This window comes from Pseudomonas sp. PS01298, assembly GCF_029959745.1.
GTDB classification, from domain to species: domain Bacteria; phylum Pseudomonadota; class Gammaproteobacteria; order Pseudomonadales; family Pseudomonadaceae; genus Aquipseudomonas; species Aquipseudomonas aylmerensis.
In genome coordinates this window covers 33030-55391 of sequence record NZ_JASCPP010000016.1, presented here as the reverse complement: position 1 = coordinate 55391, position 22362 = coordinate 33030, and the positions used below count along the sequence as shown (strand labels likewise).

Below are 22362 nucleotides of genomic sequence, written 5' to 3'. Positions count from 1 at the left end.
AGGAATGGTGACACTCACGCCACGCCTATCGCGCCGGCGGGTTCTCGCCCAGCGGCACCACGGCCATGGTCAGGCGCGATACGCAACTGGCCTTGCCGTCGTCGCTGGTCAAACGAATGTCCCACACCTGGGTGGTGCGCCCGATATGGATGGCCCTGGCCACCGCCGTCACGCGACCGCTGCGCACACCGCGCAGGTGGTTGGCGTTGACCTCAAGGCCGACGCAATAGAACTTGCTCGGGTCGATACACAGGTAGGCCGCCATGGAGCCGACGCTCTCGGCCAGCACCACCGACGCACCGCCATGCAGCAGGCCATAGGGCTGATGGGTGCGGTGATCGACCACCATGCTGGCGGTCAGGGACTCATCGTCAAAACTTTCAAAGCGGATATCCAGCAGTTCACCGATGGTGTTTTTCTGAATCGCGTTGAGTTGCTCGATATTCGGTTGGGTGCGCCACAAGCTCATACACAGTGTCCTTATTGGTTTTATTACGCCCCTAATCCTGCCACACAATCGCCTCGGTGCGCGCGCTCCAGTCGGGGAACTGTGCGCCGTAAGTCGACTCGATCACGTTGCGCTTGATCTTCAAGGTCGGGGTCAGGAAGCCGTTCTCCACTGCCCAGTTGTCCTTGACCACCACCAGTTGGCGCAAGCGCTCATGCTTGTCCAGCACCGCGTTGACCTGTTCCAGCCAGCGCTCCAGGCTGGCCTGCAACGCTTGCCGGTCCTGGCCCGGGGCCGACAGCACGCACAAGCCCATCGGCGCCGTCAGGCCATCGCCGACCACGCACACCTGCTCGATGCGCGCGTGCTCGGCCAAGCGGTTTTCAATCGGCGCCGGGGCCACGTACTTGCCTTTGCTGGTCTTGAAGATTTCCTTGAGTCGCCCGGTCAGGCGCAGGCGGCCGTCGGCGTCCTGCTCGCCCTTGTCACCGGTGCGCAGGAAACCGTCGGCAGTGACGGTTTCGGCGGTCTTATCCGGGTCCTTGAAATAGCCGAGCATGGTCGCACCGCTGCGCACCTGCACTTCGCCGGTTGGGTCGATACGCACCTCGACCTCCGGGCACGGCAGGCCGATCCAGCCGAGGGTCTGCTGGCCGGGGCGGCAGACATGGGAGTAGCCACAGCTTTCGGTCATGCCATACACCTCAAGCACATCCAGGCCCAGGCGCTGATACCAGCGCAGCAACGCCTCGGGCACCGGCGCTGCGCCGGACAGCGCAATGCGCAATGCATCCAGGCCCAAGCCTGCCAGCACCTTGTGGCCCACGCGCTTGCCGATAAACGGCAGGCGCAGCAAGGTGTCGAGGCGTTTTTGCGGGATCTTGGCGTAGACGCCCAGCTGGAATTTGGTCCAGATCCGCGGCACCCCGAACAGCGCGGTCGGCCTGGCCCTGCGCAGGTCAGCCAGGAAGGTGTCGAGGCTTTCGGCGAAAAACACGGTTTGCCCGGTGTAGATCGCCGCCATTTCCACAAACATCCGCTCGGCCACGTGGCACAGCGGCAGGTAGGACAGCAGGCGGTCGTCCTCGCCCAAACCGAACAACGCGGTGCCGCGCGTGGCCGCAAAACCCAGGGCGCCAAAGCTGTGCATCACGCCTTTGGGCAGGCCGGTGGTTCCAGAGGTGTAGATGATGGTGGCCAGTTCCGACGCGGCGGGCAGCGGCTCATCCACGATCGGCGGGCAGGCTTGCAGGTCGTCCCAGCTGAAGTCGAATGCACCCGCCGGGCATAGCGGCAGGCTGACTGTCGGCACGCCTGCGGGGACCCCGGGGGCCATGGCGGGCCAGTCGTCGAGTTTGCCGATAAACACCAGGGCCGCCTCGGAATGGGTCAGCACATGGGCGACGGAGTCGGCAGTCAGGTTGGGGTACAGCGGCACCGAGACATGCCCGGCCATCCAGATAGCCAGGTCGGCGATGATCCAGTGGGCACAGTTTTTCGAGATCAGGGCAATGTGCGAACCGGCGGGCAGCTCGCGCGCGCGCAGCCAGTGCGCGGCGCAACGGGCCTGGTGGCCGACTTCGCCCCAGGTGAGGGAGTGTACGACTCCCCCGCCAACGGGCTGCACCAGCATAGTCTTGCGCGGATGACGCGCTTCACGTTCGAAGAAGACCTGCAACGGCAAACGAAAAGCGACGGGCATGGGACGCGCTCCTTTGTGGTCCGACGATAGCCAACCAAGCACTTGCTCGGTTGACTATATAGCACACACAAAGCCGCGATAACGCCTACGGATTGTTCACGCTGACCAGGCTCATCAGCCCCGCCAGCGGGAAGTCGCCTTCCAGTTCCGCCAGGCTGGCGGTGTACATCGCCTGCGGCTGGCGCAGATGGCCATGCTGCAGAAAGCTGATCAGGCTGCCGACCAGCGGCTGATGGCTGACCAGCAGCACGTTGTCATCGGTGTCGAGTTTTTCCAGCACCTGCTGCGGGTTGCCGTCGGGGGTCAGCCACGGCACCGTGCGAATCTCCGGCTGGAAGCCCAAGGCCTCGCGCACCAGGTGCGCGGTCTGTTGCGCCCGCACATAGGGGCTGGCGAGGATGGCGCTGAGCGGCTGGCCGATCAGGTGCTCAGCACTGCGCAACACTTCGGCGCGGCCATGCTCGGTGAGGTTACGCTCGGCGTCCGACCGTGCATGCCCTTCGGCCTCGCCGTGGCGCAAGACCCAGAGCTTCACAGTTTCGGCTCTTCATCGCGTACCGGGTGCGGTGCCGGCGGCACGCTGTGGGCGGCCTCGCCCTCTGGTGCACGTGGGGTTGGCCAATCGGCGAAAGGCCAGGGCTTCTGCTCGGTATGGAAGCTGCCGAAACGGCCGATCTGCGCGAGGAACTGGCTGAGGCTGTCGCCGAAGTTCATCAGGCCCAGGTTCGGGGCGCCGTAGACCAGGCGGTAGATCAGTTGCACCACCACCAACGCGCCGAGCAGGAACTGCGCGACTTGCCACACCAGGGCAAACACCAGCATCCACAGGATGCGCAGGGCAATCGACTCGTACTTGGGGGCTGCTTTGGGATCGTTCATGACGCGCTCCTCAGTTGAAACCACTGGTGGAAATAAAATCGACATCGGTTTTAGGCTCGGCCCGCATCAACAGCTCGATGACCTGGTTCAAGGTGCGCCCTTCGAACAGGATCGCGTGCAGCCCGGCGACCAGCGGCATGTACACGCCGACTTCCTGGGCCTTGGCCTTGAGCACCTTGAGGGTGTTGACCCCTTCGGCCACTTCGCCGAGCCGCGTCACCGCGTCGTCCAGGCTCAGGCCCTGGCCGAGGGCGAACCCTACCTGGTAGTTGCGGCTTTTCGGCGACGAGCAGGTGACGATCAAGTCGCCCACGCCCGCCAGCCCGAGGAAGGTCATCGGGTTGGCGCCCTGGTTCACCGCAAAGCGGGTCATTTCTGCCAGGGCGCGGGTGATCAGCATGCTCTTGGTGTTTTCGCCCATGCCCAGCGCCACGGCCATGCCGGCGATGATCGCGTAGACGTTCTTCAACGCGCCGCCCAGCTCGACGCCAAAGCGGTCACTGCTGGCGTAGACGCGGAAAGTGCGGCCATGCAGCACCGCCTGCACGCGCTCGCACAACGCTTCATCTTCGCTGGCGATCACGGTGGCGGTCAGCGCGTGCTCGGCCACTTCCCGCGCCAGGTTCGGCCCGGAGAGCACGCCGATGCGCGCCTGCGGGGCGATCTCTTCGAGGATCTCGCTCATCAGCTTGAAGGTCTGCGCCTCGATGCCCTTGGTCAGGCTGACCAGCAGCTTGCCCGCCAACCGGTCGGCGTGCGGCGCCAGCACCGAGCGCAAGGCGCTGGAAGGCAGGGCGACGAAGCACAAGTCGCACTCGGTCAGGGTGGCCAGCAGGTCTGTAACCGGCTCGACCCCGGGAAGAATCTTGATGCCCTTGAGGTAACGCGGATTTTCGCGGTGCACCCGAATGGCCTCGGCCTGCTCGGGATCACGCATCCACTGCCGTACCGGATGGCCGTTCTCGGCCAGCAGGTTAGCCACGGCGGTACCAAAACTTCCGCCTCCCAGGACCGCAATAGGGCGCTGTTCAGTCATATGCAATCCGTTAATCCATACCAGTGGCGATGGCGGCATTATACGGAGCGACCCGCTTGCGGCCAGCCCCCGTATCAATTCGTACGCTTGTCGGAAAATGCCGCGCGCGGGTGAAGTAATTGCAAGTCCGACGACTGGCAAAAGACCCTACCTCAGTTAACATGGGCGGCTATCCGTAATTATCAAGGCCGTGCCGTGTATTTGGGCCCTCCTCCCCGTTCATCTCTGTGGCTGATGCTGTTGTGCAGTGCACCGGTATTGGCCGACGACCTGTTCCTCGACAGCCAGCCGCTGCCGCAAGTGTTGACCGCCACGCGCCTGAAGCAATCGGCCGCCGCGGTGCCCGGCAGCATGACCGTAATCGACAGCGAACTGATCAAGGCCAGCGGCGCACGCGACATCAGCGAACTGCTGCGCCTGGTACCGGGGATGATGGTCGGCTACACCACCGGCAACCAGGCGGCAGTGAACTACCACGGCACCAGCGCCAGCGATGCGCGGCGCATGCAGGTGCTGATCGACGGCCGCTCGGTGTACCGCGCCGGCTTGGCCACGGTGGACTGGAGCGATATTCCGGTGGCCATGGAAGACATCGAGCGCATCGAGGTTTTTCGCGGGCCCAACACCGTCAGTTACGGCGCCAATGCATTGATGGCGGTGGTCAATATCCTCACGCGCTCGCCGGCCAACAGCCATGGCTCAAGGGTCAAGGTGGTGCGCGGCGAACGGGGCATCAATGACTTCTATGCCAGCCAGGGCGTGGGCTGGGAAACCGGCGATCTGCGCTTGTCGCTGTCCGGCCAGCAGGACGACGGTTTCGACACTGACGCCAGCGGCGCCGATCGCCGTGACAGCCGCCGCCTCAACCGCTTCAGCCTGGCGGTGAGCCAGACGTTGAATGCGCAGCAGAGTATCGACTGGCAACTGGATGCCAAGGAAGGCACCAATCAACGGCCTTATACCTACACCCCGGTCTTCGCCGGAATTACCGAAGGCGGTAACAATTCCGACGTCAAGTCCAAGGACTACGCCGGCTCCCTGCGCTGGAATTTCGACTTCAACCCCGACCACAGCCTGTACATCCAGGGCTCCGCGCAGCAGTGGGACCGCCAGCAAGTCTGGAAGGCCTGCGACGCCAAGGTCTCGTTCAGTCCGGAACTGACCCAGTTGTGGCAGATGAACCCCAACTACGCCGAGCTGCTCGCCCGCCACATGGACACCTACAGCCAGGGCAGCGCGCCACCCGGCAGCGCCGCCGAGCAAGCGCTGGCCAACCGGGTGCTGGACCAGTGGCGCGACGGCAACAACCAGAGCGTGTGCGGCGATATCGACCAGAGCACCCGCGAAAGCCGCTACGACATCGAGGTCCAGGACACCCTCAGCCTGTCCGACAGCCTGCGCCTGGTCAGCGGTATGAATTATCGCTACGACCGGGCCGACTCCGACACCTACTTCAACGGCACCCTGGACGACACTACCTGGCGCCTGTTCGGCCAACTGGAATGGCGCGCCAGCGAACATTGGCTGCTGCAGGGCGGCGCGATGTATGAAGACACGCACCTGAGCGGCAACTCGCTGACGCCGCGGGTGGCGGTCAACTACCTGATCAACCCGCGCCACGGCCTGCGCGCGGTGTACTCCGAGGCAATCCGCTCGCCGGACATGTTCGAAAACAATGTCAACTGGAGCTATCGCGTCACCAACCTCAGCTCCCCGGCCTATGGCCAGACCAGCGGCCAGTACTTCGTGAAGACGCGCGGCCCGGGCAACCTCGACAAAGAACTGATGCGCTCGCGGGAACTGGGCTACAACGGTTTCTTTGCCGATATCGGGCTGAACATGGACGTCAAGCTGTTCTACGACGAAATCACCGACATGATCAGCTCGCCGCTGCGCAACAACCAGTACATTGCCAGCAACGCCAACAGCGCACGGTTCAGCGGTGCCGAATCGCAATTCGACTGGCGCATGAGCAACGCCGACCGCCTGCGGCTCACCTATGCTTATGTGGATGCCAGCTCCAGCAATCCGCTGGACAAAGCGCAGACCGCGCGTAACAGTGGCTCGGCCGGCTGGTTGCGCGAATGGGGCCACGGCTGGTCCAGCGCGCTGTTCTACTATGGCGACGACGCACTCAACCAATATCGCTTCGAACGGGTCGACCTGCGCGTGGCCAAGCGTATTGCCCTGGGCAAAGCCAACGTGGAGCTGGCCGGCATGCTGCAACAACGCCTCGATAACCAGCCCACGACATGGGCCGATAACAATTACGACCACCGTCACGTACTCTACTTCAGCGCGGAGTTAGAGTTCTGATATGGGCGACTCGTCACGGATGACCTTCTTCTTTATTGACCTCTACACACTCTGCCGGCGCAGCGTGCTGCTGGCCTGTCTGTTGCTGGCCACACCGGCCTGGAGTGCCGAGATCCTGTTGACCGCCGCCGAGGACGGTGCCGGCGTGCAGGCCTTTACCAAGGCCCTAGCCGAGCAACGACCGCAGGACCACGTCACCTTCACGCCCCTCAAGGACCTGCCGGCCCCCAGCCACCTGCCGGCCACGACCCGCCTGATCCTGCTCGACCTGCCCGGCCTCGACTGGCGCCTGCAGGACGCGCAGGGCCCGCCGACCCTGGTGCTGCGCATCAGCCGCCTGCAAGCCCATGAACGGCCGGGCAGCACCCAGCATCCACGCATTACCCTGCTGTGGAGCGACCCGCCGCTGGAGCGCCAACTGCGCCTGATCAACAATATCCTGCCGCAAGCGCAGCGCATTGGCGTGCTCTACAGCGCCGACAGCGAATTCCTGCTGCCCGAGTTGCGCCAGCAGGCCACGCTGCTGGGCCTGGAAATCGTGCCACAGCGCTGGGACAACATTAACGACAGCCGCCCGCTGCAATCGCTGTTCAGAAACAGCGACGTGCTGCTCGGCCTCGACGATCCACAACTCTACAACCCGAAAACCGCGAAGAACCTGTTGCTCAGCAGCTACGCCCAACAATTGCCGTTGGTGGGGCCGAACGCCGGGTTCGTGCGGGCCGGCAGCCTGGCCAGCACTTACAGCGACCAGGCCGACTGGCTGAGCGTACTCGACCATTTGCTTGAGCAACCGCCCGCCACCTGGCCGCGCGCACTTTACCCGAGACACTTCAAAGTCGTCGGCAACCCGCAAGTTGCGCGCTCACTGGGCATCGAACAGGTGGACGACGCCAGCGTCGCCGCCCGATTGGCCGAAGGAGAAAAACACCCATGACCTTGCGTCGTCGTTGGGACATCAACACCCGCACCCAGCTCATCACCCTGGGCCCGGCGCTGTTGCTGACGTTGCTGTTGATCAGCTTCTTCACCTTCGTGCGTATCCAGGACCTGCGCCAGGAACTCGACCACACCGGCCAACTGATCGCCAACCAACTGGCGCCGGCCACTGAATACGGGGTGATTTCCGGCAACAACGACGTGCTCGACAGCCTGCTGCGCGCCACGCTGGCCACGCCCCACGTGCGCTTCCTGGAGATCCAGGACAGCAGCGAGAACATCCTCGTCTACGTCGAGCAGCCCTCGGAAAAACATGACCGCTCGCTGTCGGTGAAAGTCTTCCAGGCGCCGATCCGCCTGCAGCATATCCAGCTGGGCAACGACTTTTTCCAGGACAATCTCAACGAACCCAAGGCACCCCGCGCGGACTACCTGGGCCGGGTGATTGTCGGCATGTCCAACGACGCGTTCAGCCAGCGCCAGCAGGAAATCCTGTTCAAGGCCGGGATCCTCGCGCTGTTCGCCCTGCTGTTTACCTTCCTGCTCGCACGGCGCCTGGCCGCCAGCCTGTCGCAGCCGATCAGCGCCATGGGCCACGCCGTGAAAGCCATCCAGCAAGGCGACTACAAGACGCCGCTGCCGATTGTCGATGACTCGGAACTGGGCGACCTGTCGCGGCATATCAACAACCTCGCCGAAGGCCTCAACCAGGCCAGTCGCGAACAGCAGCAGGCCATGGCGCAGTTGATCCAGACCCGCGAGGAGGCCGAGCGCGCCAACAACGCCAAGTCGGACTTCCTGGCGATGATGAGCCATGAGCTGCGCACGCCGATGAACGGCGTGCTGGGCATGCTGCAGTTGCTGGAAACCACCGAGATGACCGAGGAGCAGACCGAATACGCGGCGCTGGCCTCCGAGTCCACCGAGCACCTGCTCAAGGTCATCAACGACATCCTCGACTTCTCGCGCATCGAGCGTGCCGCGCTTGAGTTGGAGCACATTCCGTTCAACCTGGCGGACCTGATCAACAGCTGCGCCCAGGCCTTCCAGCACAGCGCCCAGCAGCGCGGGTTGGCGTTGCAACTGCCGATCCCGCCCGGCATGGACACCCTGCGGGTGCAGGGCGATCCGACGCGTATCCGCCAGATCCTGGTGAACCTGATCGGCAATGCGCTGAAGTTCACTGAGCACGGCACCGTCAGCGTCGAGCCCCATTGGCAGACCCTGGACCATGAGCTGGTGTGGTTCACCTGCACCGTGCGCGACAGTGGCATCGGGATTTCCGCCGAACGCCTGGAATTGATGTTCGATGCGTTCCAGCAGGCTGACAGTTCCATTTCAAGACGTTACGGCGGCACCGGCCTCGGCCTGCCCATCGCCCGTACCCTGGCCGAACGCATGGGTGGCACCTTGCGCGCCCAGAGCGAAGAAGGCCGTGGCTCGGTGTTTACCCTGGAAATCCCGCTGGCCATCGACCAGCACAGCGTGCCGGCGATTGCCGCCAACGCCGAAGGCAAGACCAGCGCCGGAGAGGGTCGCCATGTGCTGCTGGTGGAGGACAATCCGGTGAACCGCACGGTGGTCGAAGCCATGCTGCGCAGCCTGGGCTTCCAGGTCAGCCTGGCCACCGACGGCGCCGAGGCGATCCGCAGCGCCGAGAGCCTGATTTTCACTGCGATCCTGATGGATTGCCGGCTGCCGCTGATCGACGGCTATGAAGCGACCCGCCAGATTCGCCAGTTGCCGGGCTGCGCCGACCTGCCGATTATCGCCCTCACCGCGAACGCCCTGCAGGGCGACCGTGAGGCGTGTCTCGCAGCGGGAATGAACGATTACCTGGCCAAGCCGTTCAAACGCACGGATTTGCAGCAAATACTGCAGCGTTGGGTGCAATAGCGCCGCGCCATCAGCCACTTCCGACTGGCGTGAAAGACGAAAGTGCGGCAGTCTTAGGCACCCAAACGGGCCGATAAACAGGCCCGGTTTAAAATTTCAGTGAACAAGTGTACATTCAGTACCTTGCCGCTGTGACTTTCACTACAACGCAATAGTCTATGTGTAGGCTGCCGACATGAGGCATGAACGCTTCATTCGGTTCGGGAAGATTTGCCCTACCCTGCCGCATGGGATTATTGAGGAGCTCGCATGACCAAACAAAACGCCTTTACTCGGGAAGACCTGCTGCGCTGCAGTCGCGGTGAGCTGTTCGGCCCAGGTAACGCGCAACTGCCCGCCCCGAACATGCTGATGGTGGATCGCATCACCCATATCAGCGAAGAGGGTGGCAAGTACGGCAAAGGTGAATTGGTCGCCGAGCTGGATATCACCCCGGACCTGTGGTTCTTCGCCTGCCATTTCGAAGGCGACCCTGTGATGCCGGGCTGCCTGGGCCTCGACGCCATGTGGCAGCTGGTCGGTTTCTTCCTCGGCTGGCAAGGCCTGCCGGGCCGCGGCCGTGCCCTGGGTTCGGGCGAAGTGAAGTTCTTTGGCCAGGTCCTGCCGACCGCCAAGAAAGTCACCTATAACATTCAGATCAAGCGCGTCCTCAAGGGCAAGCTGAACCTCGCCATCGCCGATGGTTCGGTGAGCGTCGACGGTCGCGAGATCTATACTGCCGAAGGCCTTCGGGTCGGCGTATTCACTTCCACTGACAACTTTTAAGGGTTATCCGCATGCGCCGCGTCGTTATCACTGGTCTGGGCATCGTTTCTTGCCTGGGCAATGACAAAGAGACCGTCACCGCTAACCTGCGTGCAAGTCGCCCTGGCATCCGCTTCAACCCGGAATATGCCGAAATGGGTCTGCGTAGCCAGGTTTCCGGCTCCATCGACCTGCCCCTCGAAGAACTGATCGATCGCAAGATCTACCGCTTCGTCGGCCACGCTGCCGCCTATGCCTACCTGGCCATGAAAGACGCGATTGCCGACTCCGGCCTGAGCGAAGACCAGGTTTCGAACGTACGCACCGGCCTGATCGCCGGTTCGGGCGGCGCATCCACCCTGAACCAGATGGAAGCGCTGGACATCCTGCGCGAAAAAGGCGTCAAGCGTGTAGGCCCTTACCGCGTCACGCGGACCATGGGCAGCACCGTTTCCGCCTGCCTGGCCACGCCATTCCAGATCAAGGGCGTGAACTACTCGATCTCCTCCGCCTGCGCGACCAGCGCCCACTGCATCGGGACTGCCGTTGAGCAGATCCAGCTGGGCAAGCAGGACATCGTGTTCGCCGGCGGCGGTGAAGAAGAACATTGGAGCCAGTCGTTCCTGTTCGACGCCATGGGCGCACTGTCCACCCAGTACAACGAAACCCCGGAGAAGGCCTCCCGCGCCTACGACGCCAAGCGTGACGGTTTCGTCATCGCCGGCGGTGGCGGCATGGTGGTGGTCGAGGAGCTGGAACACGCCCTCGCCCGTGGCGCCAAGATCTACGCGGAAATCGTCGGCTACGGCGCAACCTCCGACGGCTACGACATGGTTGCGCCAAGCGGTGAAGGCGCCATCCGTTGCATGCAGATGGCCATGTCCACCGTAGATACCCCAATCGACTACCTGAACACCCACGGCACGTCGACTCCGGTCGGTGACGCCAAGGAAATGGAAGGCGTGCGTGCGGTATTCGGCGACAAGGCGCCAGCCATCAGCTCCACCAAGAGCCTGTCCGGTCACTCCCTGGGCGCCGCCGGCGTTCACGAAGCGATCTACTGCCTGCTGATGATGGAAGGCAACTTCATGGCCGGTTCGGCCAACATCGACGAGATCGACCCGGTCGTCGCCGATATGCCGATCCTGACCAAGACCGTCGAAAACGCCAAGATCGACACCGTGATGAGCAACAGCTTCGGCTTCGGTGGCACCAACGCCACCCTGGTACTGAAACGCTGGCAGGGTAAGTAAGACCTGTAGCTCGACCCAATAAAAAGCCCCGACTGGTTCGGGGCTTTTTTGTGGGTGATTACAGGCGAGACCGCGGCGCCTCTATCGCAGGCAAGCCAGCTCCGGCATTTTGAAGTGTGAATACAGCCAAATGTGGGAGCTGGCTTGCCTGCGATGACGCCAGCTCGACCTGCTGCCCTACACCGAAAACCGCGCCACCATCGAATTCAGGTCCACCGCCAGCCGCGACAACTCCTGGCTCGCCGCACTGGTCTGGTTCGCCCCGGTCGACGTCTGGTGCGCCAGGTCGCGAATGTTCATCAAATTGCGATCCACCTCCCGCGCCACCGCCGCCTGTTGCTCGGAAGCACTGGCGATCACCAGGTTGCGCTCGTTGATCAAGGTAAACGCCGAGGCAATTTCCTCCAGTGCCATCCCCGCCGACTTGGCGATATCCAGGGTGGAACGCGCGCGACTGTTGCTCTGTTGCATCGAACTGACCGCCTGATCGGTGCCCTGCTGAATGCCGCTGATCATCTGCTCGATTTCCTGGGTCGATTGCTGGGTACGGTGGGCCAGCGCGCGCACTTCATCGGCCACCACCGCAAAGCCGCGCCCGGCATCCCCGGCCCGCGCCGCCTCGATGGCCGCATTCAGTGCGAGCAGGTTGGTCTGTTCGGCAATCGAGCGGATCACGTCCAGCACCTTGCTGATGCCATAGACCTTTTGCGCCAGGTCCTCGACCTGCGTCACGTTGTCGGTCACGTCAGTGGCCAGCGCCTCGATGGACACCACCGTCTGGTGCACTTGCTCACGCCCTTGCTGGGCAATGCGGTCGGACTCGCGCGAGGCCTGGGAGGTGGCCACGGCGTTACTCGCCACTTCCTCCACCGCTGCCGTCATCTGGTTGACCGCCGTGGCCGCCTGTTCGATTTCCTGATTTTGCTGATGCAGGCCGCGCGTGGCGTCCTCGGTGACACAACTGAGTTCCTCGGAAGCCGACGCCAACTGGTTCGACGACTCGGAAATACGCCGGATGGTGTCGCGCAGGTTCTCCTGCATGCCCTTGAGCGCCTGCTGCAGGCGCGCCGGCTCGTCGTTGCCGGTAACGCTTATGTCGCCGGTCAGATCGCCACTGGCGACGCCCTGGGCGACCTTCAACGACTGCGCCAGTGGCAACACAATGCTGCGCGTCAGCCACACCGCCAGCCCGATGGTAATCAACGCCGTGAGCACGATCATGCCGATCACCCAACTGCGCGACTGGCTGAACACACTCTGCGCCAGGCTTGCCGCCAGGTTGGCGTTGGTCTTATTCAGGTTGACCAGGTCGCGCAGGGTCGCAGCCATTTCATCAGCGAGTTGATTCATCTCGCCGTTGACCACCTTGACCGCGTCCTCCAGCTGATTGGCCCTGGAAAACCCCATCACCTGTTCCTGGCGTTGCAGGTATTGCTGTTCCTGGACCTTGAAGCGGTCAAACAGCGTGCGCTCCTCGGGCAGCACGATCAGCGCTTCGTACAGGGTCTGCGCGTGATGCAAGCCGCTCTTGAGGTCATTGAGCTTGCGCTCGTTCTGCGCCAGCGCCTCGGGCTCGCGGTTAAGCAGCAAGCGCAAGGTCAGCGCGCGCACCCGCAGCAGGTCCTGGCTCATCTCCCCCACCGCCATCACGCTGGGCAGCCAGTTGTTCTCCACCTGATCCGATTGCTGGCGCATATTGGCCATCTGCAAAAGGGCAAAGCCGCCCAGGGCAAACACCATCAATGCCAATACGCCAAAGCCCAAGCCGGCGCGCGGGGCGATATTCAAACTGCGAACATTCATTGCGTAGGTTCCTTCCAGAAGCGCTGCATCCACCTGCAGCCGGTCTCCTGAACGTTATCGGCGTCCTCGCCCGATTGCGTAAGACCAAAACGCGATATCAACGAGGAGGCAAATCGCGAGGCGCTTTAGGCAGGATGGCCAGGAAGTTATCCCGCGCCACCTTGTGGGCAATGTCCTCAGGGAGCGCGTCGAGGAAGGGCTCGAAGCGGTGCATCTCCTTACCCAGCTTGTTGAAACGCCCTACCACATCCGACCCCAGCATAAAGCGCTCCGGGAAGCGCTCCACCAACGCTGTCCATTCTGGCCGAGGCTTGCCCGCGTCATCCAGCAAGTAAGGCGTGAGCATGCTCCAGGACAGGTCGATGTACAGGTTGGGATAGGCCTCGAGCAGCCGACTCAAGGTGGGCAGTAAAAAATCCATCTGCACCTGGTGGCGATGGATTTCCTTGCTGGTGCCGGCATGCGCCCAGATAAAGCGCGTGTGCGGGTGGTTGCGCAGTGATTCCTCCACTTCGGCCAGGTACAGCGGATTCCGTTCGCGCTTGGAGGTGATATTGGAGTGCAGCATCACCGGCAGGTCGTTCTCGGCCGCCAGGTGATAGATGCGGGTCATGGCTTCGTTATTCGCGCGCGGGGTATCGCCGGATGTCAGGGCGGTCAGGTCGTCGTGGCGGGTGAACACCTCGCCGATGCCCTGCCACAGCCCGGGATTGAGGTCGAGCATGCGCTGGATGTGCGCGGCCGAGTTCTTGTCGTTGGGGTTGAAGCCACTGAGGAAGGGATGAAAGTGCTGGCGCTGTTCAGGCGTCAGTTTAGTCACCGCCGCCGCAACGATCACATCGGTGGCACTGTACCAATAGGCGTCGGCGTCATCACCGGCGTAGTAGCGCGGGCGCTTGGGTTCGTCTTCGTGCCACTTCTTCGCTACCGGGATACCGGAAATCATCACGTGCTCGATACGGTTATCGGCCATGGCCTTGAGCAGCTTGTCCATGCCTGCCGTTTCCTGGAAAAAATCCACGTAATGCAGGTGCGCGTCGCTGTAGGCATAGTCACGCGCGTGGGCGGCCAGGCTGGTGGCAGCGAGTAACAGGGCAAGACTCAGGCGGGTCCAGGGCACGATAAAACCTCGATAGGGGCTGACTCTGGTAGACCTTGCGCGCCTTGCCGGGGTTCAGCCGGCAAAAATCGCGGAACACCGAAGTGCCAGCATGCTCTATAACTGCATGACCTTCATCCTGCCACCCTGTGAGGTTTGCCATGCCTGTTACCGTCAATACGTTGAACGCCGACAACTTCCGTCACAGCGTCAACATCAACAACCACGAGCTGTTTACCGACCTGCCCAAAAGCCTGGGCGGTGACGATTCGGCGCCCTCCCCCCACGACTACTTCGATGCCGCGCTGGCCTCGTGCAAGGCCTTGACCGTCAAGCTCTACGCCCAGAAAAAAGACATCCCGCTGACCGGCGTGACCGTGGAAGTCAGCCACGACGCCAGTGAAGAGCAAAAGGGTAAATACAAGCTCGCCGTCAAGCTGACCCTCAAGGGCGTGCTGACAGACGAGCAGCGCGACGAACTGCATCGCGTGGCAGATCGCTGCCCGGTGCACAAGCTGATGACCACGGCCGAAGTCACCATCGAGACAACATTGTCGGAAGGCGCCTTCAGCCAATAGCGGCAACCTCCCGTCGGGCGGGTTATGCTCAAAGCCACCTAACCCGCTCAGACTGGGATGCACCATGACCGCCCTCACCGTGATCCGCCCGCGCCCCGAAGATGTCGAAGGCCAGCCTATCCTGCGCCCGCTGCCTTCGCGGGAATGCCGCAGCGTCGGGCCTTTTGTGTTTTTCGACCATATGCTGCCCACCCGCTACGCACCAGGCAGCGGCATGAATATCCGCCAGCACCCGCATATCGGCCTGTCGACCCTCACCTACCTGTTCGAAGGCGCACTGCAGCACAAGGACAGCCTGGGTTCGAACCAGGTGGTACAGGCCGGCGATGTCAGCTGGATGACTGCCGGCAGCGCAATTGCCCACGTCGAGCGCACGCCCGAGGCGCTCAAGGCCAGTGGCTTCAGCCTGCACGGGCTGCAAGTGTGGCTGGCTTCGCCCAAGGACCACGAAAACGGACCAGGGCACTACAGCCATCACCCAGCCGCGAGCCTGCCGGTGAGTAACAATCTGGGTGTGACGATCCGCATGATCGCGGGCAGCGGCTTCTGCCTGAAATCGCCGGTGCCGGTGCTGTCACCCACGCTGTATGCCGAGGTGCAGATGCAGACGGCCACCACCCTGCTGATCCCGGATGAGCATGAGGAACGCGCCGTGTATGTGCTGGACGGTGAAGCGCAGTTGGACGGCGAGGGGCTGGAGGTCAACAGCCTGGTGGTGCTGGAGCCCGGGCAGGCAATGACGTTGTTTGCCGACAGTGATTGCCACCTGGTGGTGTTTGGCGGCGCGCCACTGGATGGACCACGGCGGATCAATTGGAATTTTGTCGCGAGCGATCCGGCGCTGATCGAGCAGGCCAGGCAGCGCTGGGCGGCTGGGGATTGGCCAACGGTGCCGGGAGAAACCGACAGGATCGAGTTGCCTGTCAGATAGCCTTCGCAGGCAAGCCCGCTCCCACATTCAACTGGGAGTGGGCTTGGCCGCTAAGACGCCCTGACAGGCGCTCAAGCTTCAGCCCTTGAACACTTCATCCAGCAGGTTATGCATCGACTGGAAAGCCCGCGCAGCGGTCTTTGCGTCGTACATCATCTTGCCCGGCACATTGGCATGCGGGTCGGTAAAGGAATGCACCGCGCCGCCGTAGCTCAGCAGTTGCCAATCCACACCGGCCGCGTTCATTTCATCTTCAAAGGCCGGCAGTTGCTCTTTCGGCACCAACGGGTCGGAAGCACCGTGCAGCACCAGCACGGAACCCTTGATGTTCTTCGCGTCCGCCGGGTTCGGCGTGTCGAGGGTGCCGTGGAACGACACGGCAGCCTTGAGCGGCGCACCGGTACGCGCCAGCTCCAGAGAGCAGCAGCCGCCGAAACAGAAGCCAAAGGTGGCCAGTTTCGAGGTGTCCACTGCGGCTTCGGTCTGGCCTTGCAGTTGCTCAAACGCTGCTTGCATGCGCTTGTTCAACAACGGGCGGTCATTTTTCAGCGGCATCATCGCTGCACCGGCTTCATCGCCGTTGGATGGGCGCACCGTTTGCCCGTACAGGTCGGCGATCAGCACCACATAGCCTTTGCTGGCGACGGTCTTGGCGATTTCTTCGGCCCCCGCACTCACACCCATCCAGTTCGGCGCCATCAGCAGACCTGGCAACGGGCCCTTGTGGCTGGCATCGAATGCCAGGCGGCTTTCATAAGACTGGCCATCAATCTGATAGACCACGGAACGCACAGTGACTTGGCTCATCATTTACTCCAGTTGAGGTGTGTAGGCGCACGCTTGCTCGGGAAGAACGTCAACAATAGCGCGAGCATCCTGAATGAACGCAGTGCCATCGAGTTTTTCATCGACAGACGTGCACCTGCAATGAAGCGCTACAAATGAAAAAACCCGCCGAAGCGGGTTTTTCTACAACGGTGTTAAACCGACAGTTCCACCAACAGCTTGTTCAGTCGGCGCACATAGGCGGCCGGGTCTTTCAGGCTGTCGCCAGCGGCCAGGGCCGCCTGGTCGAAGAGGATGTGCGACAGGTCGCCAAAACGCTCTTCGCTCTGCTCGCCGTCGAGTTTCTCGATCAGCGGGTGAGCCGGGTTGAATTCGAAGATCGGCTTGGAGTCCGGTACCTTCTGGCCGCTGGCTTCCAGGATCTGACGCATCTGCATGCCCAGGTCCTGCTCGCCGATAGCCAGGATCGCCGGGGAATCGGTCAGGCGGTGGGAAACCCGCACCTCGCTGACCGCGTCGCCCAGGGACGCCTTGATCCGCTCAACCAGGCCTTCTTTGGACTTGGCGACTTCTTCGGCTTCTTTCTTCTCTTCTTCGGAGTCGAGGTTACCCAGGTCCAGGTCACCACGAGCCACGTCGATGAAGGATTTGCCGTCGAACTCGTTGAGGTAGCTCATCAGCCACTCATCGATACGGTCGGTCAGCAGCAGCACTTCGATGCCTTTCTTGCGGAAGACTTCCAGGTGCGGGCTGTTCTTGACCTGCGCGTAGGTTTCGCCGGTGAGGTAGTAGATCTTGTCCTGGCCTTCCTTGGCGCGTGCCAGGTATTCGGCCAGGGCAACGTTCTGCTCGCCGTCGTCGCCTTGGGTGGAGGCAAAACGCAGCAGGCCGGCGATTTTTTCCTTGTTGGCAAAATCTTCCGCCGGGCCTTCTTTCATGACCTGGCCGAAGTTTTTCCAGAAGCCCTTGTATTGCTCAGGCTCGTTCTTCGCCAGTTTTTCCAGCATGTCGAGCACGCGCTTGGTCAGCGCCGACTTCATCGAGTCGATGATCGGGTCTTTTTGCAGGATTTCCCGCGACACGTTCAGCGACAGGTCGTTGGAGTCGACCACGCCCTTGATGAAGCGCAGGTACAGCGGCAGGAAGGATTCCGCCTGGTCCATCACGAACACGCGCTGTACGTAGAGTTTCAGGCCTTTTGGCGCTTCACGCTGGTACAGGTCGAACGGCGCGCGGGCCGGCACATAGAGCAGCGAACTGTATTCCAGCTTGCCTTCGACCTTGTTGTGGCTCCAGCTCAGCGGGTTTTCGTAGTCGTGACCGATGTGCTTGTAGAACTCCTGGTATTCCTCGTCCTTGATCTCGGTACGCGGACGGGTCCACAGCGCGCTGGCGCGGTTGACCACTTCCCATTCCTGGGCAGGCGCTTCTTCGCCTTCGGCGGCCGCTTGTTCTTTCGGCAGCTCGATCGGCAGGGCGATGTGGTCGGAGTACTTCTTGACGATGTTGCGCAGGCGCCAGCCATCGGCGAATTCATCTTCACCGGACTTGAGGTGCAGGACGATGCGCGTGCCGCGATCAGCCTTGTCGATCGTGGCGATTTCGAATTCGCCCTCGCCTTTCGAAGACCAATGCACGCCTTCGCTGGCGTCGAGGCCGGCGCGGCGGCTGAACACTTCCACCTTGTCGGCGACGATGAAGGCCGAGTAGAAGCCCACGCCGAACTGGCCGATCAGGTGCGAATCTTTCTTCTGGTCGCCCGAGAGGTTTTTCATGAAGTCGGCAGTGCCGGATTTGGCGATGGTCCCAAGGTGGGTGATCGCGTCTTCGCGGCTCATGCCGATGCCGTTGTCTTCGAGGGTGACGGTCTTGGCGTCCTTGTCGAAGCTCACGCGGATTTTCAGTTCGGCGCCGCCTTCCAGCAATTCAGGCTTGGACAGGGCTTCGAAACGTAATTTGTCGACAGCGTCAGAGGCGTTCGAGATCAATTCGCGAAGGAAGATTTCCTTGTTGGAATACAGCGAATGGATCATGAGGTGCAGCAGTTGCTTCACCTCGGTCTGGAAGCCCAGGGTTTCCTTTTGAGTTTCCACACTCATGGTCATCAAACTCCAATTGGATGGCAGTGGCCGCGCCCTTGAGGGTTGGCGGCGGGTTGTCATCAAAGTTGGGGGCTAAGAGCAGGATTTCAAGGGCGGCCGACTTCCTCAATCTTGAAATGCGCGCGGGCGGTGGCGATGGGCTCAGCCTGCGTGCTTTGCCAGGCGGTGATCGCCACATTCGCCACCCTTCGGCCCTGGCGCCACACCTGGCATTTGGCGTAGGTGTCGCGAAACTGCCCGGCACGCAGGTAATCGAGGGAGAAATCGATGATTTTCGGGAAGCCCGGCGCGCCGGTGAACACCAGCAGATGCAGCGCGGCAGACAACTCCATGAAGCCTGCGATGACCCCGCCATGCAGCGCCGGCAATATCGGGTTACCAATATTGTCCTTGTTGGCCGGCAGGCGGAACAGCAGTTCATCCCCAAGCCGGGTGCATTCGATACCGATCAGCTTGGCGTAGGGGATCAGTTCGAGCAGCGCTGCATAATCGCCGCGTTCATGGGCCTGCTCCAGGCGCGTCTTGAATCGATGGGTCATGCCTGCTCTCCCTTGATCGTGTTGCTCAACCCTTGCGCCCCTTTGAGACGCTTGCCCATGCGCATGAACGTGCCGACGACATGGGCGATGGGCTGTTGTGGGTCATCCTGGTAGGCAAAGCCGCGCGTGAAGATCACGTCGGTGGTCACCCGGTAGCATTGGGCAAATCCATAGACAGGCTGGTGCGGTGCGGCGGGATGCATGTAGTCGATACGCAGGTCGAGAGTCGGGCACACCTCGAACTCCGGCAACACGCACAGGGTGGCCATGCCGCAGGCGGTGTCCATCAGGGAGGTCAATGCGCCACCGTGAATGACGCCGGTCCGCGGGTCGCCGACCAGTTGCGGCGCATAAGGCATGAGCAGCGTGATGCCCTCCTCGCTGGCCTGATGAGCGGTGATGCCCAGCACCTGACAATGGCGCAAGGCCGATACAAAGCGCGACGCACGCTCTAACAAGGGATTTTCGGTCATTCGTGGAAGACTCTTATTAGTGATGATCGGTGCAATAGCCGGCGGGCAGGAAAGTTCCTTTGCACCGGTGGTTTATATATCTGTGGAATTAAAGGAACTAATGCAGAACGCCCATGCTCGAAAGGCCAGTAGATATCTTCAATAAGGAGAAACACCCCATGCGCAAGACTTTAGCTATTTCCATGATGTTGGCCGCTGCCCTCGGTCTCGCTGCCTGCGATAAGAAATCCGAAGACAAAGCCCAAGACGCCGCCGCACATTCCGAGCAAGCTCAAAAAGATATGGCGAAGGCTCAGGATAAAGTGAACGACGCTGCGAAAGAAAACGCCGATGCTGCCAAAGCTCAGGCTGAATCGAACGAAGCCGCCGCAAAAGAAGCAGCACCTGCTACCCCTGCCAGCGGTTCTTGATACCGCGGCTTGAAATAGCTTGGCTGCAAAAAGAAAGCCCGCTTAGATAGCGGGCTTTACTTTGCCTGGTGTTTTTATTTCAAGGTTACTTAAGACGACTCTTTAACCGCCTCCGGCGGCGGTGTGTCCGTCTGGGTATACACCATCACTTGCAGTACGTCGGAATGAAACTCGCGGCGGTACAGCACGACCACCACCCCGGCACTCATCAACATGAACAACCAGGGGCTGACAAACCACGCCAGCATGGTCATGCCGAAGTAATAAGCGCGCAGGCCGAAGTTGAACTGGTTGGCGGCCATGGAGATCACCCGCGCCGCACGTAGCGCAAACGCCTTGCGCTCCTGCTCCGACACATGCCGCTCCCCCACCATCGGCGCCGAGCCGACCAGCACTGCCGCAAAGTTGTACTGGCGCATGCACCAACTGAACGTGAAGAATGCATAGACGAACACCAGGGCCAGGCACAGCAGCTTGATCTCCGACATGCCCTGGGACGCCTGCTGCACCATGGGAATGTCAGCCAGCAGCGACACCGCGCGCTCTGAGGCACCGAGCACGGTGAGAATGCCGGCCAGGATGATCAAGGTGCTGGAGGCAAAGAACGACGCGTTGCGTTCCAGGTTGCCGATCACACTGGCGTCGGCAATGCGGTTGTCGCGCAGCAGCATGCGGCGCATCCAGTCTTCGCGATACAGATGCAGCACACTGGCCAGGCACGCAGTGTCCCGGGCCTTCCAGGTGGCATAGCGGGTGTAGCCGCCCCAGCACAGGACAAACCAGAGGGCGGCAAGCAGGTGGATCTGATTGGTTTCGACGAACGACATGGGGGTCCTATTAAGCGATGGTTGGGTGAATACAAGCCGGCTCCTACGGGATCGTGTTGCAAACACATAAAAAATGCCCCGTATCGATTGATACGGGGCATTTCCATGTAGCGTGAAGCCGGCTATTTAGGCGAGCGCTTCGCTGCGCTTGCCCAGCATGCGATCAATCACGAACGCCACGCCCAAGGTCATCACCGAAGGCACCAACCATGCCAGGCCCTGCTCGCTCAATGGCAGGTGCGCCAGTTGCGACGGCATCCAATCGGCCAGGCCAGCGCCCTTGAGTGCGTCGATGCAACCGAAGATGAACGACACCAGCATCACCGGACCGACGATACGACCCTGTTCCTGCCAGAAATCTTTGCAGAAGCTCAAGGCCACCAGCACGATGCACGGCGGGTAGATCGCGGTGAGCACCGGGATCGAGAACGCAATCAGCTTGGTCAGGCCCAGGTTCGACACGAACAGCGAGAACAGCGCGAGGATCACCACCAGGGCCTTGTAGGACAGCGGCAGGACGCGGCTGAAATACTCGGCGCAGGCGCAGGTGAGGCCCACCGCAGTGACCAGGCACGCGAGGGAGATCAGCACCGCGAGGAAGCCGCTGCCCAGCGAACCGAACGTGTGCTGCACGTAGGCGTGCAATACCGCAGCGCCGTTACTGGCACCGGCAGCCACTGCATGGCTGCCCGAACCGAGGCGGAACAGACTGATGTAGACCAGTGCCAGGCCGACGCCGGCAATTAGGCCGGCAATGATCGCGTAGCGGGTGATCAGCTTGGGCGACTCGACACCACGGGAACGGATCGCGTTGACGATCACGATGCCAAACACCAACGCGCCCAGGGTGTCCATGGTCAGGTAACCATTGATAAAGCCCTGGGAGAACGGCGCAGCCACGTACTCAGGGGTAGCCACGCCCACTTCGCCGGCCGGCAGGGCAAACGCGGCGATGCCAAGGATGGCCAGCGCGATGATTTTCAGCGGCGCGAGAAAACGCCCCACGGTGTCCAGCAGTCGGCCCGGATAGAGGGAGACGAAGAACACCACCAGGAAGTACACCGAGCTGTAGAGAAACAGTGCCAGCGGACTTTCACCGGTCAACGGCGCCAGGCCGACTTCAAACGACACGGTTGCGGTACGCGGGGTGGCGAACAGCGGCCCTACCGCCAGATACGCCGCCGCCGCGAGCAGGCCACCGGCGATCTTGCCGATCGGGCTGCTCAACGCGTCCATGCCGCCGCCGACCTTGGCCAGGGCGATCACGGTGACCACCGGCAGGCCCACCGCAGTGATCAGGAAACCCAGCGCTGCCATCCAGACGTGAGGCCCGGACTGCAAACCAACGATTGGCGGGAAGATGATGTTGCCAGCGCCCACGAACAGGGCAAATGTCATGAAGCCCAGCGCCAGGACATCCTGGCTTTTCAACACTTTCATTTGAGGAAATACCACACTACTGAATCGGAATTTAGAGAGGGATTCCCTATGGATGAGGGAAATACTGCCGGCCCTGATGGGGACCGACCGGTCTAGCGCGCAGCTTCCTTTTGGGATGCGGACGCATAAAGAGGCGGCTAGATTACAGAATTAGCCTGACA

Annotated in this window: 21 protein-coding genes; 8 read left to right on the top strand and 13 right to left on the bottom strand. The window is 61.9% G+C overall.

From position 1 onward, the window contains the following. Positions 1–25: 25 nt before the first annotated feature. The 5 genes from QMX97_RS09040 to QMX97_RS09020 all read right to left on the bottom strand — a co-directional run bounded on the left by QMX97_RS09040 (position 26) and on the right by QMX97_RS09020 (position 4065). Entirely contained in the window at positions 26–469 is a 444-nt protein-coding gene (locus QMX97_RS09040; RefSeq protein ID WP_120448004.1) for a hotdog fold thioesterase, read from the bottom strand. A gap of 31 nt (positions 470–500) precedes the next feature. Next, positions 501–2150 carry an AMP-binding protein gene (locus tag QMX97_RS09035; protein WP_282396752.1) on the bottom strand — a complete coding sequence of 550 codons (1650 nt, stop codon included), beginning with the start codon at positions 2148–2150 and terminating at the stop codon, positions 501–503. Positions 2151–2235: 85 nt separating this feature from the next. Beyond that, the gene (gene sixA, locus QMX97_RS09030; protein WP_282396751.1) at positions 2236–2685 is read right to left on the bottom strand and encodes a phosphohistidine phosphatase SixA; all 450 of its coding nucleotides are present in this window, start codon (positions 2683–2685) and stop codon (positions 2236–2238) included. Further along, a complete protein-coding gene (locus QMX97_RS09025; protein ID WP_017846785.1) occupies positions 2682–3029 on the bottom strand; it encodes a DUF4389 domain-containing protein in 348 nt (115 codons plus the stop codon). The genes sixA and QMX97_RS09025 overlap by 4 nt, the downstream gene beginning before the upstream one ends. A gap of 10 nt (positions 3030–3039) precedes the next feature. Then, a complete protein-coding gene (locus QMX97_RS09020; protein WP_106804683.1) occupies positions 3040–4065 on the bottom strand; it encodes an NAD(P)H-dependent glycerol-3-phosphate dehydrogenase in 1026 nt (341 codons plus the stop codon). A 195-nt stretch (positions 4066–4260) separates the two neighbouring features. Here QMX97_RS09020 and QMX97_RS09015 point away from each other — a divergent pair, with 195 nt between their 5' ends. From QMX97_RS09015 to fabB, 5 genes are all read left to right on the top strand, one after another. After that, positions 4261–6381 (top strand): TonB-dependent receptor, encoded by a 2121-nt coding sequence (locus QMX97_RS09015; protein ID WP_315974939.1) that lies wholly within the window; start codon positions 4261–4263, stop codon positions 6379–6381. 1 nt (position 6382) lies between these two features. Then, positions 6383–7318, top strand: a complete 936-nt coding sequence (locus tag QMX97_RS09010; RefSeq protein ID WP_106804685.1) for an ABC transporter substrate-binding protein — start codon at positions 6383–6385, stop codon at positions 7316–7318. Then, positions 7315–9216 carry an ATP-binding protein gene (locus QMX97_RS09005; RefSeq protein WP_120448002.1) on the top strand — a complete coding sequence of 634 codons (1902 nt, stop codon included), beginning with the start codon at positions 7315–7317 and terminating at the stop codon, positions 9214–9216. The genes QMX97_RS09010 and QMX97_RS09005 overlap by 4 nt, the downstream gene beginning before the upstream one ends. A 249-nt stretch (positions 9217–9465) precedes the next feature. Further along, positions 9466–9981, top strand: coding sequence for a 3-hydroxyacyl-[acyl-carrier-protein] dehydratase FabA (gene fabA / locus QMX97_RS09000; protein WP_010211704.1), 516 nt, complete (start codon positions 9466–9468; stop codon positions 9979–9981). A gap of 11 nt (positions 9982–9992) precedes the next feature. Continuing rightward, on the top strand, positions 9993–11213 hold the full coding sequence (fabB, locus tag QMX97_RS08995) for a beta-ketoacyl-ACP synthase I (RefSeq protein WP_017134470.1): 1221 nt from the start codon (positions 9993–9995) through the stop codon (positions 11211–11213). A gap of 177 nt (positions 11214–11390) precedes the next feature. Here the strand turns inward: fabB and QMX97_RS08990 are convergent, their stop codons facing one another. Next, positions 11391–13016, bottom strand: a complete 1626-nt coding sequence (locus QMX97_RS08990; protein ID WP_065901525.1) for a methyl-accepting chemotaxis protein — start codon at positions 13014–13016, stop codon at positions 11391–11393. 97 nt (positions 13017–13113) lie between these two features. Then, on the bottom strand, positions 13114–14136 hold the full coding sequence (locus tag QMX97_RS08985) for an amidohydrolase family protein (protein ID WP_201143839.1): 1023 nt from the start codon (positions 14134–14136) through the stop codon (positions 13114–13116). Positions 14137–14276: 140 nt separating this feature from the next. On the opposite strand from QMX97_RS08985, the gene QMX97_RS08980 reads away from it, so the two are divergent. Both QMX97_RS08980 and QMX97_RS08975 read left to right on the top strand, forming a co-directional pair. Next, positions 14277–14693 (top strand): OsmC family protein, encoded by a 417-nt coding sequence (locus QMX97_RS08980; RefSeq protein ID WP_065901531.1) that lies wholly within the window; start codon positions 14277–14279, stop codon positions 14691–14693. A 64-nt stretch (positions 14694–14757) separates the two neighbouring features. Beyond that, positions 14758–15624 (top strand): pirin family protein, encoded by an 867-nt coding sequence (locus QMX97_RS08975; RefSeq protein WP_282396750.1) that lies wholly within the window; start codon positions 14758–14760, stop codon positions 15622–15624. Positions 15625–15702: 78 nt separating this feature from the next. Here QMX97_RS08975 and QMX97_RS08970 read toward each other — a convergent pair whose 3' ends face one another. The 4 genes from QMX97_RS08970 to QMX97_RS08955 all read right to left on the bottom strand — a co-directional run bounded on the left by QMX97_RS08970 (position 15703) and on the right by QMX97_RS08955 (position 19524). Next, positions 15703–16431 carry a dienelactone hydrolase family protein gene (locus QMX97_RS08970; protein ID WP_065901536.1) on the bottom strand — a complete coding sequence of 243 codons (729 nt, stop codon included), beginning with the start codon at positions 16429–16431 and terminating at the stop codon, positions 15703–15705. A gap of 173 nt (positions 16432–16604) precedes the next feature. Continuing rightward, entirely contained in the window at positions 16605–18509 is a 1905-nt protein-coding gene (htpG, locus tag QMX97_RS08965; protein WP_282396749.1) for a molecular chaperone HtpG, read from the bottom strand. A gap of 89 nt (positions 18510–18598) precedes the next feature. Next, on the bottom strand, positions 18599–19051 hold the full coding sequence (locus tag QMX97_RS08960; protein WP_106804690.1) for a PaaI family thioesterase: 453 nt from the start codon (positions 19049–19051) through the stop codon (positions 18599–18601). Further along, positions 19048–19524 (bottom strand): PaaI family thioesterase, encoded by a 477-nt coding sequence (locus QMX97_RS08955; protein ID WP_065901542.1) that lies wholly within the window; start codon positions 19522–19524, stop codon positions 19048–19050. The genes QMX97_RS08960 and QMX97_RS08955 overlap by 4 nt, the downstream gene beginning before the upstream one ends. A 158-nt stretch (positions 19525–19682) precedes the next feature. Here QMX97_RS08955 and QMX97_RS08950 point away from each other — a divergent pair, with 158 nt between their 5' ends. Next, positions 19683–19934 (top strand): hypothetical protein, encoded by a 252-nt coding sequence (locus QMX97_RS08950; protein WP_065901929.1) that lies wholly within the window; start codon positions 19683–19685, stop codon positions 19932–19934. 89 nt (positions 19935–20023) lie between these two features. Here QMX97_RS08950 and QMX97_RS08945 read toward each other — a convergent pair whose 3' ends face one another. Then, complete coding sequence (locus QMX97_RS08945; protein ID WP_282396748.1) at positions 20024–20761, bottom strand: DUF599 family protein; 738 nt, start codon at positions 20759–20761, stop codon at positions 20024–20026. 126 nt (positions 20762–20887) lie between these two features. After that, entirely contained in the window at positions 20888–22201 is a 1314-nt protein-coding gene (gene brnQ / locus QMX97_RS08940) for a branched-chain amino acid transport system II carrier protein (protein WP_106804692.1), read from the bottom strand. Between the last annotated feature and the right edge of the window lie 161 nt (positions 22202–22362).